Source organism: Salinivibrio sp. PR932, assembly GCF_001996125.1.
Lineage (GTDB): Bacteria > Pseudomonadota > Gammaproteobacteria > Enterobacterales > Vibrionaceae > Salinivibrio > Salinivibrio proteolyticus.
The window spans coordinates 37,824-52,979 of sequence record NZ_MUFM01000002.1; the positions used below are offsets into that span (position 1 = coordinate 37,824).

The window sequence follows — 15,156 nt, forward strand, 5'->3', positions numbered from 1 at the left end:
ATTTTTTGAATACAATGACAGACGAGAGGAATCACAATGTCTAAGATCGTTAAAGTTCTAGGTCGTGAAATTATCGATTCACGCGGTAACCCAACTGTAGAAGCAGAAGTACACTTGGAAGGTGGCTTTGTTGGTATGGCGGCAGCGCCATCAGGTGCGTCTACCGGTTCTCGTGAAGCACTAGAGCTGCGTGACGGTGACAAGTCACGTTTCATGGGTAAAGGCGTACTGAAAGCGATTGAAGCGGTTAACGGCCCAATCGCAGAAGCACTGCTAGGTAAAGACGCGAAAGCCCAAGCTGACATCGATCAGGTGATGATCGACCTTGACGGCACTGAGAACAAATCTAAGTTCGGTGCTAACGCGATCCTAGCGGTTTCTCTGGCTAACGCAAAAGCAGCTGCGGCAGCGAAAGGCATGCCTTTGTTTGAGCACATCGCTGAACTAAACGGCACTGCGGGTCAGTTCTCAATGCCTCTACCAATGATGAACATCCTCAACGGTGGTGAGCACGCGGACAACAACGTTGATATCCAAGAGTTCATGATCCAACCTGTTGGTGCGAAAACCCTGAAAGAAGCACTGCGCATTGGTGCGGAAGTATTCCACAACCTAGCCAAAGTTCTGAAGGCCAAAGGCCTAAGCACTGCGGTTGGTGACGAAGGTGGTTTCGCGCCTAACCTAGAGTCAAACGCTGCTGCGCTTGCTGCGATCAAAGAAGCGGTTGAGAAAGCAGGCTACGAGCTAGGTAAAGACATCACCCTAGCGATGGACTGTGCTGCGTCTGAGTTCTATGACAAAGAGCAAGGCATCTACAACATGAAGGGTGAAGGTAAAACCTTTACTTCAGAAGAGTTTAACCACTACCTGGCGAAACTGGCTGAAGAGTACCCAATCGTGTCTATCGAAGACGGCCTAGACGAGTCAGATTGGGATGGCTTTAAGCACCAAACTGAACTGCTGGGTGACAAACTTCAGCTAGTCGGTGATGACCTGTTCGTAACCAACACCAAGATCCTGAAAGAAGGCATCGAGAAAGGTGTGGCGAACTCTATCCTGATCAAATTCAACCAAATCGGTTCTCTGACCGAAACCTTGGCTGCGATCAAGATGGCGAAAGACGCCGGCTACACTGCCGTAATCTCTCACCGTTCAGGTGAAACTGAAGACGCAACCATCGCTGACTTGGCGGTTGGTACTGCAGCAGGCCAAATCAAAACTGGTTCTATGAGCCGTTCTGACCGTGTTGCCAAGTACAACCAGCTGATCCGTATCGAAGAAGCGCTGGGTGAAAAAGCACCGTTTAACGGTCTGAAAGAAGTTAAAGGTCAATAATAAAAGTCGCAGCCGATTGGCTGTGATGGAAAGGCACCTTGCCTTTCACTGTTGACCCCAAAAGCCGCCTTTATGGCGGCTTTTTTGTATTCAAGGGCGTGTAAATCGATAAGAGGTGCGTTTGAGCGCATCTTAACGCGCCGGATAAACAGAAAACCATGACACCGGCGGCCTGATCCGCTAGCCTATGCGGTTAGCATAATTGGCGTTGCTGATCCACTGAACACCTAAGGAGTGAAACCATGAGACTGCTATCTGTTGCGCTATTTATCACTCTGGCGTGGCTGCAATATGAATTGTGGCTGGGCAAGAATGGCGTTATGGATTATTGGCACACTCAGGCAAACGTCGTGGTGCAACAACAAGCGAACCAAAAGCTGGTGAAGCGTAACCAACAAATGTATGCCGAAATCGCGGATCTCAAACGTGGACAAGAAGCGATTGAAGAGCGCGCCCGTAATGAGTTGGGCATGATTAAACCTGACGAAACCTTTTTTCGTTTAGTCGACGCAACGCGATAACCCATCATCCGCACGCTCGCGGACTAATCAAAGAGAAAACGCGTGGTAGAAAAAGCCTCTTTGCAACCAGGAATTACAGCGGTGGTGCCCGCCGCTGGGGTAGGCAGTCGCATGCAGGCTGACTGTCCAAAGCAGTATATACACCTTGCAGGTAAGCCTTTAATCACCCACACCGTTGAACGCTTGCTAAGCCATGCTGCAATTGACCGCGTGATTATCGCGATCGGTGAGAACGATGGCTATTTCGCTGAGACCGGACTGGGCGACCATCCGGATATTACCGTCGTCACAGGCGGAGCGACGCGCGCGCAATCGGTACAAGCAGGGCTTGAGGCGGTACAGACCCGTTGGGTGATGGTGCATGATGCAGCACGCCCCTGCGTCACTCACAATGATATCGATGCGTTGATTCACGCTGCCCAAAGCCATTCTGACGGCGCAATCTTAGCTGCTCCGGTTCGCGATACCATGAAGCGGGCACAGCCGGATGGCTGTATTGCACAGACTGTCGACAGACAGGCACTGTGGCATGCCTTGACGCCTCAAATGTTTCCCACCCTGCACTTAAAAGCGGCATTGGCAAGCGCAGGTGATCAGGTAACCGATGACGCGTCGGCGATTGAGGCGGCGGGCGGCCATCCGCTATTAGTTCCTGCCAGTGCCAGCAATATTAAAGTGACGCATCCTGAAGATAGGGTGCTGGCGGAGTTTTACTTATCGCAACAAGAAGGCAAATCATGATGCGAATTGGACATGGGTTTGATGTACACAAATTTGGTGGTGATGGCCCGGTGATCATTGGTGGTGTCGCTGTGCCTTATGAGCAAGGGTTGCTTGCGCACTCGGACGGTGATGTGGCACTGCACGCCCTGTGTGATGCATTGTTGGGCGCGATTGCGGCCGGTGACATTGGCCAGCACTTCCCAGATACCAGTGATGAGTGGAAAGGCGCGGACAGCCGTATGTTGCTGCGCGACGTTTACCGCAAAGTACAAGACAAAGGCTATCGATTGGGCAATGCAGATATCACTATCATCGCCCAAGCGCCTAAGATGGGCCCGCATATTCCCGCCATGTGTGCGGCGATTGCTGATGATCTAAAAGCCCCCATCGATGCCATTAATGTAAAAGCAACCACCTCAGAGCGACTCGGTTTTACCGGTCGTAAAGAGGGCATTGCTTGTGAAGCCGTTGTGCTATTAACAAAAGAGACGCTATGACAGACGTACTTGCTCCCTTGGCTTATATGCATGGCCAGCCGACTCAATCCGGCCAAATCAAACACTCGCCAGACGACTTTTACGTCTCGGAAACCCTCGGTTTTACCCCGTCGGGAGTCGGTGAACATTTCCTAGTGCGAATCAAAAAGCGTGGAGAGAATACGCGCTATGTGGCCAATGAGCTGGCTAAAGCATGCGGTGTGCCATCACGACAAGTAAGTTGGGCGGGCCTGAAAGATAGGCATGCGGTGACCGAGCAGTGGTTCAGCGTACAATTACCGGGCAAAGCCGATCCTGATTTGAACGAGTTTGTCGCCACGCATCCCGGCGTACTGAGCATTGAAGCGACCGCTCGCCACCATCAAAAACTGCGGCCGGGTGATCTTATCGGGAATGATTTTGTGCTGCAGATCCGCGCTCTAGCCAATCCGAGTGCGTTGGTGCCGCGCTTAGAGGCGATTGCAACCCAAGGCGTCCCAAATTACTTTGGTGAGCAGCGTTTCGGCCGTGAAGGGAACAACCTTGACGTAGCTCGAGCATGGGGACGCGGTGAGCGCAAGGTAAAAGATAAAAGTAAGCGCAGTTTTTACCTCTCTGCGGCGCGTTCATTGCTGTTTAATCACGTGGTTTCAGCACGTCTCGAGGCAGGCTGTTTTAGCCAAACACTGGCGGGTGATCTGTGCGTTGACGATGCCGACCAACTGGTCGCCTGCAACCAAGCCGGCGTTGAAGGGATGCGTATTACCGCCCCTCTGACCGGTGACAACGCACTGCCTACCACAGACAGTGCGCAGCAGTTTGAGCAGGCGATTCTCGATAAAGAGCCGGACCTGCTGGCCGTGATCCGCAATAACCGCATGCGCCATGACCGTCGAGAGATCTGCTTGCTACCGCAAAACATGACGTGGGAGCTAGATACAGACAGCGTGTGTGTGCGTTTTTCTCTGCCTGCCGGTGCTTTCGCCACCACAGTGATGCGTGAGCTGATTAGCCAACAAGAACAAGGAGAGCAGGATGCGCATACTGATCAGTAATGATGATGGCTACCACGCGCAAGGGATCCAAACGCTCACTCATGCATTGAGTGAGATAGCCGAGGTGGTGGTCGCTGCACCGGATCGAAATTGTTCGGGCGCGTCGAATTCATTAACGCTTGAAAATCCGCTGCGGGTTCGTGAACTAGGTCCCGGGCGTTTTGCGGTGCAAGGTACGCCCACTGACTCGGTACATTTAGCTCTGAATCAATTGGTTCCGTGGCAACCTGACTTCGTGATCACCGGAATTAACCACGGTGCAAACTTGGGCGATGATGTGCTTTACTCTGGCACCGTTGCCGCGGCCACGGAAGGGTTCTTTCTCGGCGCCCCTGCGATCGCGGTTTCATTATGTGGTCATCAGCATTTTGATACCGCCGCCCATGTGATTAAGCAGTTTTTGGCTAAAAACCAACGCCATGCCGCGCCCAGTCACCGTCTGATTAATATCAATGTGCCGGATGTGGCGATTGATGCGTTAAAAGGATGGAAAGTGACTCGTCTTGGTGCCCGTCATCATGCCGAAGACGTGATAAAACAGGGCGATCCGCGTGGGAAACCCATATACTGGATCGGTGCGCCCGGAAAAACGCAAGATGCTGGGCCGGGCACGGATTTTCACGCCATAGCGGAGCAATACGTTTCTATTACGCCGCTTCAAGTGGATCTTACCGCTCACGACACGCTCGGAGCGTTTTCTCAGTGGTTAGCGGAATAACTGCTGAAAACAGGCTGGCCAACTTAACGCGCCAGCCTATTTCGTTCGATTAATACTCAGTGATAAAGGAAGCAGACGTTGAGTCAAGCGCAATCACTTATTCAATTTTTGCAGCAACAAGGTATTGATAACCAAAGCGTTCTAGATGCAATGCAAGCCGTGCCTCGGCACCTGTTTGTTTCTGAAGCCATGACTCACCAAGCATACGGAAACAATGCGTTACCGATTGGGTGGGGACAAACTATTTCACAACCTTATATTGTGGCTAAGATGACATCATTGCTCAATTTGCGACGCGACAGTCGCATTTTGGAAATAGGAACTGGCTCTGGCTATCAAACGGCGATTCTTGCTCAGCTGGTGGATCAGGTTTATTCCGTTGAACGGATTAAGCAGCTGCAAATGCTCGCCAAGCGACGCCTCAAGCAGCTCGATATTTATAATGTGGCCACCAAGCACGGCGATGGTTGGCAAGGCTGGCCGGCGAAAGGCCCTTATGATGGGATTATTGTCACCGCGGCGGCAGAGCGTATTCCAGATGCATTATGCCAACAGCTGACAGAAGGCGGCGTGATGTTAATCCCCGTTGGAGAGCACCAGCAAACGCTTATCAAGGTGACAAGGCAGGGTGAAGAGTTTCTGACCGAAACGATTGAATCGGTGCGTTTTGTGCCTCTCGTTGCCGGTGAACTGGCCTAACTACGCTATCTATGGAGTAGAAACTAAAAACAGATGAAAATCGCGTTTTTTCTTTTATCAGTAGTCATACTTTCTGGGTGTGCTTGGCATGGCCCGGCGCCCGTATCTAGTGTGACGCCTGACTACTCCAGTGTCGATAGAGGCAGCTACCGCGGTAGCTACTACGAAGTGAAGAAAGGCGATACGCTCTACTATATCGCCTACATCACCGATCGTGATATTGACGACATCATCAAGCATAACAACCTCCAACCGCCATACACTATTTATCCGGGTCAAACCTTAGCGTTGTGGAAGCCTGCTTATCAGCGCCCGGACGTGGCAAAGTCCACCTCCGGGGCAACGAATGTGGCCTCTGCCACAAGTTCAGCTGCAAAAGCTGCGGCGGTAGCAGTATCTTCTAGTAAAAACACCGAAAATGGTAAATTCGGTCAAGAAAAGAAGGCAAAAACGGCGGTTTCGCAACAAAAAGCAGTTGAAGCCCAATCTGCCACAGGGTACAGTCAAACTAAACAAAAAAGTAAACAAGCTGTTAACAACACGCGGGCGGCGAGCGTATCCAACCAACAGATAAGCTGGCAGTGGCCAACCAACGGCCGAATGGTATCGCGATTTTCTAGCACTGAGCGAGGCAATAAAGGCATAGATATTGCTGGACAACGAGGACAAAGCATTCAGGCAGCGGCAGATGGAAAGGTCGTGTACGCCGGAAGCGCGCTTCGAGGTTACGGCAAATTAATAATAGTGAAACACAATGATGATTACCTGAGTGCGTATGCACATAATGACAGGTTTTTGGTTTCAGAAGGCCAGTCTGTCAAAAAGGGGCAGAAAATAGCTTCAATGGGCAGTACAGGTACAAACAGTGTTCGGTTGCATTTTGAGATTCGCTACAAAGGAAAATCGGTCAATCCGTTGCATTATTTGCCTAAACGATAGCGCTACAAAAGCGTGATATCGTCAAGCCACCAGTGTGACGGGGCCGGTGAAAGCAGAGATGCGCTCTGCTTAGCTGCTACGCCATAAGGGAGGCGCTATGAGCCAAACTAACACCGCGAAAAAACTGGACGGCTTGGATCAAGACGTGGATTTCGAGACCTTGGATGCGCAAGTTGAAGAGGTTGCCGAAGAGGTTGAAGAGGCTGTACAACAGCACGCTGCGACATCCAAAGCCCTAGATGCCACACAACTCTACTTGAGTGAAATTGGTTTTTCACCCCTGCTGACCGCCGAGGAAGAAGTGTTGTATGCGCGTCGTGCCCTACGTGGTGACGAAGTGGCGCGTAAACGCATGATCGAGAGTAACCTCCGCTTGGTGGTGAAAATTTCTCGACGCTACTCTAACCGAGGTCTCGCGCTATTGGATCTGGTCGAAGAAGGCAATTTAGGCCTGATTCGCGCCGTTGAAAAGTTCGATCCAGAACGAGGCTTCCGATTCTCTACCTACGCCACATGGTGGATTCGCCAGACCATTGAGCGTGCCATCATGAACCAAACGCGCACTATTCGCTTGCCGATTCATGTGGTGAAAGAGCTGAATGTCTACCTGCGTACGGCGCGTGAACTGGCACAAAAACTGGACCATGAACCGACTGCCGAAGACATTGCCGCCCAACTCGATAAACCGGTTGAAGACGTCAATCGCATGCTGCGTTTGAACGAACGCATTGGCTCGGTGGATAACCCAATTGGTGGTGACTCAGAAAAAGCGCTGCTGGATATCATCGCCGATGAAAAACAAGATGGCCCAGAGCACACCACGCAAGACGACGATATGAAAAAGTCGATCGTGCAATGGTTACAAGAGCTGAATCCCAAACAACGTGAAGTGTTGGCGCGTCGCTTTGGCCTTCTTGGCCACGAAGCCTCCACGCTTGAAGATGTGGGGCGTGAAATCGGTCTAACCCGTGAGCGCGTGCGTCAAATTCAAGTTGAAGGATTGCGTCGCCTACGCGATATGTTGACCCAGCAAGGACTGAGTATTGAGTCTTTGTTTAATGTCGAGCAATAACGGCACTAATCGCTATAAACAAAAAGGACGGCCAAGGTGCCGTCCTTTTTTAATACGTTATTGGATGATTAGCGAGACTGTTGGAGGGCTTTGAGTGCATAGAGTGCATCAAGCGCTTGACGAGGCGTCATCTCATCGGGATTGAGCGCGTCAACAGCCTGATCGAGCTCACTGGGCTCAGGGAGCAAAGGAAGCTGCGTCGGCATGACCTGATTATTAGGAGCGTCGCCAGTAACTTTTTGTTGACCACTTTGTTCTAACTGAGCCAACTTATGCTTGGCTCGGCGGATCACCGGTTTAGGTACGCCAGCTAATCCTGCCACCGCTAGCCCGTAAGATTTACTCGCCGCGCCTTCTTGTACAGCGTGCATAAAGGCAATCTCATCACCATGCTCCACCGCGTCCAGGTGGACATTCACCAAGCCGTCCATTTGCCCCGGTAGTTCGGTGAGCTCAAAATAATGAGTGGCAAACAGCGTCATAGCTTGAATCTTCTCGGCCAGCCATTCAGCACTGGCCCATGCCAGTGATAAGCCATCATAGGTACTGGTGCCACGGCCGATTTCATCCATCAAGACTAAACTGTGTGCGGTTGCATTGTGCAAAATATTGGCCGTTTCCGTCATTTCTACCATAAAGGTGGAGCGTCCTGAGGCGAGATCATCAGACGCACCAATGCGGGTGAAAATGCGATCGACCGGTCCAATGACGGCACTGTCGGCAGGCACATACGCACCAATATGGGCCAACAAAGCAATCAGCGCGGTTTGGCGCATGTAGGTCGACTTACCCCCCATGTTAGGGCCGGTAATGATCAGCATACGCCGTTCAGGGCTCAGTGAGATCGGGTTAGGAATGAAGGGGTCTGTCATCACTTGTTCGACGACTGGATGGCGACCTGCTTCAATCTCCACACCAGCTTGGTCACTGAGTTGAGGGCGGTGGTAATTAAGCGTATCAGCGCGCTCGGCGAGATTACACAGCACATCGAGGGCGGATAACGCTTCAGCCGCACCCTGCAATTGAGCAAGGTGAGGAAGCAATAAATCAAACAGCTCTTCCCACAACCGTTTTTCCAGCGCCAAAGCCGTAGACTTGGAGCTTAGCACCTTGTCTTCATGCTCTTTGAGCTCGGCAATGATATAGCGCTCGGCGTTTTTAAGCGTCTGACGGCGAATGTAATGCGCAGGGACGCGATCGCTTTGTGCGCGGCTAATCTGGATATAAAAGCCATGCACTTGGTTGTAGCCGACCTTTAATGTATCAATGCCGTACTTTTCACGCTCGCGCTGTTCTAGCTCTTCAAGGTAGCGCGATGCGCCGTCAGATAGCTCACGCCATTCATCGAGTTCAGCGTGATAGCCGGGGGCGATGACCCCACCATCACGAATTACCACCGGCGGGTTATCGACAATGGCACGCGTCAGTAAATCTGTAAGCTCAGGCATAGGCTGAGTTGCTTTGGCATAGTGTGCAAACGCAGGGTGATTCAATTCACTGAGCTGCGACTGAATCGCCGGCAGTTGTGCAAGCGCAGTGCGTAGACGGGCCATATCGCGCGGACGAGCAGAGCGCATCGCCAAGCGTGCCAATACGCGTTCGATATCGCCAACGGGTTTGAGCTCGGCGGCGAGGTCGCCATAAAGACCCTTATCAAGCAATGTCTCTATCGCATCCAATCGTTGATTGAGTACCCTTCGGTCCCGGAGCGGTTGGTGTAGCCAACGCTTAAGCAAGCGGCTTCCCATCGGGGTGGTGGTACGATCCAGCACGTCGGCCAAGGTATTATCATGGCCGCCAGCAAGGTTTTGGGTGATCTCGAGATTGCGGCGTGTCGCAGCATCTAGCACCACTGCGTTGTCTTGTTGTTCTTTGATGATCGCCCGAATATGAGGCAGGGCAGTGCGCTGGGTATCTTTGGCGTATTGCAACAAACAGCCTGCAGCACTGAGCCCGCGCGCACAGTCTTCCACCCCAAAACCAATCAGATCTCGGGTGCCAAATTGGGCGGTCAACTGACTACGTGCCGTATCGAGGTCAAACTCCCAAATCGGGCGACGGCGGGCGCCTTTGCTTACCGAAAGCAGGTCGGGGTGGGCAAAATCCTCAGGATAGAGCAGTTCGGCCGGTTGGGTACGCTGCAGCTCTGCCTGCATTTGTTCTAGCGTTTGTGGTTCACTCAACACAAAACGGCCAGACGTAATATCTAAGGTGGCAAAGCCAAAGCCAGTATCATCGCCGATGATGGCGGCCACCAAATTATCCACTCGCTCGCTCAGTAATGCCTCATCAGAGACGGTTCCGGGTGTGACAATACGCACAACTTGGCGCTCGACAGGGCCTTTGCTGGTGGCCGGATCGCCAATTTGCTCGCAAATGGCAACGGGTTCGCCCAATTGGACAAGCTTGGCAAGGTATCCTTCTACCGCATGGTAAGGCACGCCTGCCATTGGGATGGGCTCGCCATTTGAGCTACCGCGCTTGGTCAGTGAGATATCAAGCAATTGTGAGGCGCGTTTAGCGTCGTCGTAAAAGAGTTCGTAAAAATCTCCCATACGGTAAAAGAGCAGCTCCTCAGGGTGCTGAGCTTTTAACTTGAGATACTGTTGCATCATGGGCGTGTGTTTTTCGAGCGCTTGTACTGTCACGACTAGACCTGCAAAATGGAACGTTAAGGCCGCTTAGAATACGTGATGTCGGGGCACAGGGTAAAGCCACGTCATGTGGATTTCGGTGCCATGAAAAAGGAGAAACGCGTGGACCACTTATATTCACTGGCAAAGCAGCTAGGTGATGTACTGGCTGATGCACAATTGACCATCACCACCGCTGAGTCATGCACGGGTGGGGGAATCGCCTATTGCCTGACGGATGTTGCGGGTAGTTCACAATGGTTCCATCAAGCCTTCGTGACTTACAGCAATGACGCGAAGCAGCGTTTGGTGAAGGTACCTGATATGGCGCTCGAGCAGTATGGCGCAGTGAGTGAACCTGTGGTGACGGCAATGGCTGAGGGCGCGCGTGAGCGTGCAAACGCAGATGTTGCGATTGCCGTTAGCGGCGTGGCCGGGCCATCAGGAGGGAGTGAAGAAAAACCAGTCGGCACCGTCTGGTTTGCGTGGGCATGGCGAGAGGATGAAACCGAGACCGAAGTCTGTCACTTTGATGGCCACCGCCGTCAAGTGCGCGAGCAAACCATTGCGCACGCACTTGGTCATGTTTTAAATCGGCTACAGTAACGAGTTTGGGTTGTGGGACACATCAGATTTTTTCTGATCAGCTCTAGACACTGTATAAATGGACAGTATACTTGACCGCATTAACGACAGCTTTCTCGTCGCATAGATTGAGTTTTATTTCTTGGAGACTGAAATGGACGATAACAAAGAAAAGGCGCTTGCCGCTGCGCTTGGACAAATCGAAAAGCAATTTGGTAAAGGCTCTATTATGCGCCTTGGCGATGACCGTACCATGGACATCGAAACCGTATCGACCGGCTCATTGTCTCTGGATATTGCGCTAGGGGCGGGGGGATTGCCATTTGGCCGTATTGTTGAAATTTATGGTCCGGAATCATCGGGTAAAACAACCCTGACTCTACAAGCGATTGCCGAAGCACAAAAAATGGGCAAAACCTGTGCGTTTATCGATGCTGAGCACGCACTAGACCCTGTTTACGCCCGTAAGTTAGGTGTCGATATTGATAACCTTTTGGTGTCACAGCCAGACACAGGTGAGCAAGCGCTAGAAATTGCTGATGCACTGACCCGCTCCGGTGCTGTCGATATGATCGTGATTGACTCGGTAGCGGCGTTGACACCAAAAGCGGAAATTGAAGGTGAGATGGGTGATTCTCACATGGGCCTTCAGGCACGCATGCTGTCACAAGCGATGCGTAAGTTGACCGCTAACATCAAAAACAGCAACACCTTGATGGTATTCATCAACCAAATCCGGATGAAGATTGGTGTGATGTTCGGTAACCCCGAAACCACCACGGGTGGTAACGCACTGAAATTCTATGCATCGGTGCGCTTGGATATTCGTCGTATTGGTGCGATCAAAGAAGGCGACGAAGTGGTCGGTAACGACACCCGTGTGAAAGTGGTGAAAAACAAAGTCGCGGCGCCCTTTAAGCAAGCTGAATTCCAAATTCTTTATGGCCAAGGCATTAACCTGCATGGCGAGTTGATTGATCTTGGGGTCAAGCACAAGCTGGTCGAGAAAGCGGGTGCGTGGTACAGCTACAAAGGCGATAAAATTGGCCAAGGTAAAGCTAACGCCTGTAAGTACCTCAAAGAAAATCCACATATTGCGAAAGAGCTCGATACCACATTGCGTGAAATGCTGTTGCAAACCGCATTGAATAACGAAGTGGTAGAGGCTGACGCGCAGGCAGAAACAGAAGACGATTTGTAATGTCGTCATCGTGCCAAGAGATTGCGGTGGGCTTATTAGCCCGCCGCGATCATTCTGTACAAGAGTTGCGTCAAAAGCTTGAGCAGCGTGACTTTGATAGCGAAACGATTGAAAGCACCCTGGCAACCTGCTTAGAGCGTGGTTGGTTAGATGATGCCCGTTTTGCGGCGAGCCTATTACGCCAAGGGGTCAGCAAACAACATGGCTGGTTGCGCATCTGCCAAGATGCCAAGCGTAAAGGGGTCGATAGCGAGTTACTTTCTCAAGCAGAACAAGCGGCTGAAATTGATTGGTTTGCCTTGGCGAAAGAAACTGCACAGCGCAAATATGCCGATATTGATGGTGTGATCCCACCGGCGGATCAAAAACTCAAAGCCAAGCGGATGCGCTTTTTGCAATCACGGGGCTTTAACTTCGATCAAATCCAATACGCGCTCTCCAACGACTAAATTCCTCATCAATTATCGCTGAATCCTGCACTGTCTCTTTTCCGTACGCGATCGGTTGTTTACAATGGCGCAAATAAAATTATGTTACCATCGCGTCATTACCACGACCGGTTGCTAACGCAACACTCGATTATCAGGATTAGCCAATGTATATGAGCACTGATGAGATCCGCACCGCGTTTCTCAAGTTCTTTGAAAGCAAAGGGCATCAGATTGTGCCCAGCTCATCGCTCGTGCCTGCCAATGATCCAACGCTTTTGTTCACCAACGCAGGTATGAACCAGTTTAAAGATACCTTTTTAGGGATCGAAAAACGTGACTACTCACGCGCCACCTCTGCGCAGCGTTGTGTACGAGCGGGCGGTAAGCACAACGACTTAGAAAATGTCGGCTTCACAGCACGTCATCACACCTTCTTTGAAATGCTAGGTAATTTCAGCTTCGGCGATTACTTCAAGCAAGACGCGATTCAGTACGCGTGGGAATTTCTGACCGAAACGATTGGCCTGCCGACTGAAAAGCTATTAGTTACCGTTTATAAAACCGACGATGAAGCTTTCGATATCTGGCACAACACTATCGGTGTACCGGCTGATCGTATCGTGCGCATTGGTGATAAAGAGGGCGGTAAACCTTACGAGTCAGACAACTTCTGGCAAATGGGTGACACTGGACCTTGCGGCCCATGCTCTGAAATTTTCTACGATCATGGCGACCATATTTGGGGTGGACCTCCGGGCTCTCCAGAAGAAGACGGTGACCGTTTTATCGAGATCTGGAATATCGTTTTCATGCAGTTTAACCGTCAAGCTGACGGCACCATGGAAAACTTGCCGAAGCCATCGGTTGATACTGGTATGGGTATCGAGCGTATTGCGGCCATCAAGCAAAACGTTCATTCCAACTACGAAATTGATGTGTTCCAGCAACTGATCAAACAAGTGGCTGACAACATTGGTGTCGATGATTTGGGTAACCAATCGCTGCGAGTGGTGGCAGACCACATCCGTTCGTGCGCGTATCTGATTGTTGATGGCGTGATGCCATCTAATGAAGGCCGCGGTTACGTGTTGCGTCGCATCATTCGTCGTGCGGTGCGCCACGGTAACAAACTGGGCGCAAAAGGTGCCTTCTTCTACAAGCTCGTTGGCCCCTTGGCGGCGATTATGGGCACGGCTGGTGAAGCGCTGCGTGAGCAGCAAACCATGGTCGAAAAAGTACTTAAAATCGAAGAAGAAAACTTCGGTCGCACCCTTGAGCGTGGCATGGTCATGCTGGAAGAAGCCTTGGATAAAGTGCAAGGGGATGTGCTAGACGGCGAAACCGTCTTTAAGCTTTACGATACCTATGGCTTCCCGGCTGATTTAACCAACGATGTTGCCCGTGAGCGTGGCTATCGCATCGATGAAGACGGGTTTGAAGCGGCGATGGAAGCACAGCGCCAGCGTGCGCGCGAAGCGGGTCAGTTCGGTACTGATTACAACCAAGCCATCAAAGTGGAGCATGGTTCAGACTTCTGCGGTTACACTGGCACAGAGGGCGAAGGAAGCATTACCGAGATTTTTGTCGATGGTGCCTCTGTTGAGACGCTCGCATCGGGTGATCATGCGGTTGTGATTCTCGACCATACCCCTTTCTATGCCGAAGCGGGTGGTCAATGTGGTGACGCTGGTGTGCTGATTACCGAGCAAGGCCGCTTTGCAGTGACAGATACGCAAAAAGTTGGTCAGGCCATTGCGCACTACGGCAGTATAGTAGAAGGGCAACTGCTTGTCGGTAGCACAGCGAAGGCGCAGGTTGATGCCGCGCGTCGTCAAGCTATTGCACTTAACCACTCTGCCACTCACTTACTTCACGCAGCCCTGCGTCAAGTCTTAGGTGAGCATGTGGCACAGAAAGGCTCGTTGGTTCGCCCAGACGGATTGCGTTTTGACTTCTCGCACCTAGAAGCGGTCAGTCACGACGAATTAAAAGCGGTTGAGCGAATCGTCAATGAGCAAATCCGCGCCAACCACAGCGTGCAAACTGATGTGATGGATATCGATGCGGCCAAACAAAAAGGGGCGATGGCTCTGTTTGGCGAAAAGTACGATGACAAAGTACGCGTGCTGACCATGGGTGACTTCTCCATCGAGCTATGTGGCGGGACGCACGCAAACCGTACCGGTGATATTGGCCTGTTTAAGATCACCTCTGAGGGTGGCATTGCTGCGGGTATACGCCGCATTGAAGCGATCACCGGACAAGATGCGATTGAGCATGTGTATCAGCAACAAGCTGACTATGAAGCCAAGCTTGACGATGCACACGGCAAAGCCAAGGCGCTTGAGAAGCAAATTCAGCAGCTTAAGCAAAAACTGGCGGCGCAAGAGAGTGCCGGGCTTATCAATCAAGTCCGAGAACTTAACGGTGTTAAAGTGCTTGTGAGCCAGCTCGATGGCGCAGATAACAAAGCGCTGCGTAGCATGGTTGACGACTTGAAAAACCAGATGGGTAGCGGGATTGTTCTGCTCGGTAACGTTGCCGATGGTAAAGTCGGTCTGATTGCCGGTGTGACCAAAGATCTGACTGGCAAAGTTAAAGCCGGTGAGTTAGTCAACCTTGTCGCGCAACAAGTCGGCGGCAAAGGTGGTGGTCGCCCAGATATGGCGCAAGCGGGCGGCAGTGATGTGGCTGCATTACCGCAAGCGATTCAATCTGTCGATGCATGGCTGGCAGAGCGCCTCTAATCGAGATCACAGCTAAGTGTT

At 51.6% G+C, this 15,156-nt stretch carries 14 protein-coding genes; 13 read left to right on the forward strand and 1 reads right to left on the reverse strand.

What is annotated here, in order from left to right; all coding sequences use genetic code 11:
• Window positions 1-36: 36 nt before the first annotated feature.
• From eno to rpoS, 9 genes are all read left to right on the forward strand, one after another.
• Entirely contained in the window at window positions 37-1,335 is a 1,299-nt protein-coding gene (eno, locus tag BZG84_RS01040; protein ID WP_077455265.1) for a phosphopyruvate hydratase, read from the forward strand.
• Between the two features lie 242 nt (window positions 1,336-1,577).
• Window positions 1,578-1,856, forward strand: a complete 279-nt coding sequence (ftsB, locus tag BZG84_RS01045) for a cell division protein FtsB (RefSeq protein ID WP_069591125.1) — start codon at window positions 1,578-1,580, stop codon at window positions 1,854-1,856.
• Between the two features lie 42 nt (window positions 1,857-1,898).
• Window positions 1,899-2,597, forward strand: a complete 699-nt coding sequence (gene ispD / locus BZG84_RS01050; protein WP_077677932.1) for a 2-C-methyl-D-erythritol 4-phosphate cytidylyltransferase — start codon at window positions 1,899-1,901, stop codon at window positions 2,595-2,597.
• Window positions 2,597-3,076 (forward strand): 2-C-methyl-D-erythritol 2,4-cyclodiphosphate synthase, encoded by a 480-nt coding sequence (gene ispF, locus BZG84_RS01055; protein ID WP_102136111.1) that lies wholly within the window; start codon window positions 2,597-2,599, stop codon window positions 3,074-3,076. The genes ispD and ispF overlap by 1 nt, the downstream gene beginning before the upstream one ends.
• Window positions 3,073-4,110, forward strand: coding sequence for a tRNA pseudouridine(13) synthase TruD (gene truD / locus BZG84_RS01060; RefSeq protein ID WP_077479934.1), 1,038 nt, complete (start codon window positions 3,073-3,075; stop codon window positions 4,108-4,110). The genes ispF and truD overlap by 4 nt, the downstream gene beginning before the upstream one ends.
• Complete coding sequence (gene surE / locus BZG84_RS01065) at window positions 4,091-4,828, forward strand: 5'/3'-nucleotidase SurE (RefSeq protein WP_077479935.1); 738 nt, start codon at window positions 4,091-4,093, stop codon at window positions 4,826-4,828. Before truD ends, surE begins: the two co-directional genes overlap by 20 nt.
• 78 nt (window positions 4,829-4,906) lie before the next feature.
• Window positions 4,907-5,527, forward strand: coding sequence for a protein-L-isoaspartate(D-aspartate) O-methyltransferase (locus BZG84_RS01070; protein ID WP_077479936.1), 621 nt, complete (start codon window positions 4,907-4,909; stop codon window positions 5,525-5,527).
• A gap of 33 nt (window positions 5,528-5,560) precedes the next feature.
• The gene (gene nlpD, locus BZG84_RS01075) at window positions 5,561-6,466 is read left to right on the forward strand and encodes a murein hydrolase activator NlpD (protein WP_077479937.1); all 906 of its coding nucleotides are present in this window, start codon (window positions 5,561-5,563) and stop codon (window positions 6,464-6,466) included.
• 97 nt (window positions 6,467-6,563) lie between these two features.
• Window positions 6,564-7,538, forward strand: coding sequence for an RNA polymerase sigma factor RpoS (gene rpoS, locus BZG84_RS01080; RefSeq protein ID WP_069591112.1), 975 nt, complete (start codon window positions 6,564-6,566; stop codon window positions 7,536-7,538).
• A 68-nt stretch (window positions 7,539-7,606) separates the two neighbouring features.
• Here the strand turns inward: rpoS and mutS are convergent, their stop codons facing one another.
• Window positions 7,607-10,153, reverse strand: a complete 2,547-nt coding sequence (gene mutS, locus BZG84_RS01085) for a DNA mismatch repair protein MutS (RefSeq protein ID WP_198536702.1) — start codon at window positions 10,151-10,153, stop codon at window positions 7,607-7,609.
• Window positions 10,154-10,294: 141 nt separating this feature from the next.
• Between mutS and BZG84_RS01090 the strand changes: the two genes are divergently transcribed.
• The 4 genes from BZG84_RS01090 to alaS all read left to right on the forward strand — a co-directional run bounded on the left by BZG84_RS01090 (window position 10,295) and on the right by alaS (window position 15,135).
• On the forward strand, window positions 10,295-10,777 hold the full coding sequence (locus BZG84_RS01090; protein ID WP_077479402.1) for a CinA family protein: 483 nt from the start codon (window positions 10,295-10,297) through the stop codon (window positions 10,775-10,777).
• 133 nt (window positions 10,778-10,910) lie between these two features.
• Window positions 10,911-11,957, forward strand: a complete 1,047-nt coding sequence (gene recA, locus BZG84_RS01095; RefSeq protein ID WP_069591106.1) for a recombinase RecA — start codon at window positions 10,911-10,913, stop codon at window positions 11,955-11,957.
• Complete coding sequence (locus BZG84_RS01100; RefSeq protein WP_232112028.1) at window positions 11,957-12,406, forward strand: regulatory protein RecX; 450 nt, start codon at window positions 11,957-11,959, stop codon at window positions 12,404-12,406. Before recA ends, BZG84_RS01100 begins: the two co-directional genes overlap by 1 nt.
• Window positions 12,407-12,552: 146 nt before the next feature.
• Window positions 12,553-15,135 (forward strand): alanine--tRNA ligase, encoded by a 2,583-nt coding sequence (gene alaS / locus BZG84_RS01105; RefSeq protein WP_077479400.1) that lies wholly within the window; start codon window positions 12,553-12,555, stop codon window positions 15,133-15,135.
• Window positions 15,136-15,156 lie beyond the last annotated feature (21 nt).

Bases quoted from the DNA above. Each gene is read 5' to 3' on its own strand.
- eno (WP_077455265.1), top strand. From the start codon at position 37: ATGTCTAAGATCGTTAAAGTTCTAGGTCGTGAAATTATCGATTCACGC.
- ftsB (WP_069591125.1), top strand. From the start codon at position 1,578: ATGAGACTGCTATCTGTTGCGCTATTTATCACTCTGGCGTGGCTGCAA.
- ispF (WP_102136111.1), top strand. From the start codon at position 2,597: ATGCGAATTGGACATGGGTTTGATGTACACAAATTTGGTGGTGATGGC.
- truD (WP_077479934.1), top strand. From the start codon at position 3,073: ATGACAGACGTACTTGCTCCCTTGGCTTATATGCATGGCCAGCCGACT.
- surE (WP_077479935.1), top strand. From the start codon at position 4,091: ATGCGCATACTGATCAGTAATGATGATGGCTACCACGCGCAAGGGATC.
- nlpD (WP_077479937.1), top strand. From the start codon at position 5,561: ATGAAAATCGCGTTTTTTCTTTTATCAGTAGTCATACTTTCTGGGTGT.
- rpoS (WP_069591112.1), top strand. From the start codon at position 6,564: ATGAGCCAAACTAACACCGCGAAAAAACTGGACGGCTTGGATCAAGAC.
- mutS (WP_198536702.1), bottom strand. From the start codon at position 10,153: ATGATGCAACAGTATCTCAAGTTAAAAGCTCAGCACCCTGAGGAGCTG.
- recA (WP_069591106.1), top strand. From the start codon at position 10,911: ATGGACGATAACAAAGAAAAGGCGCTTGCCGCTGCGCTTGGACAAATC.
- BZG84_RS01100 (WP_232112028.1), top strand. From the start codon at position 11,957: ATGTCGTCATCGTGCCAAGAGATTGCGGTGGGCTTATTAGCCCGCCGC.
- alaS (WP_077479400.1), top strand. From the start codon at position 12,553: ATGTATATGAGCACTGATGAGATCCGCACCGCGTTTCTCAAGTTCTTT.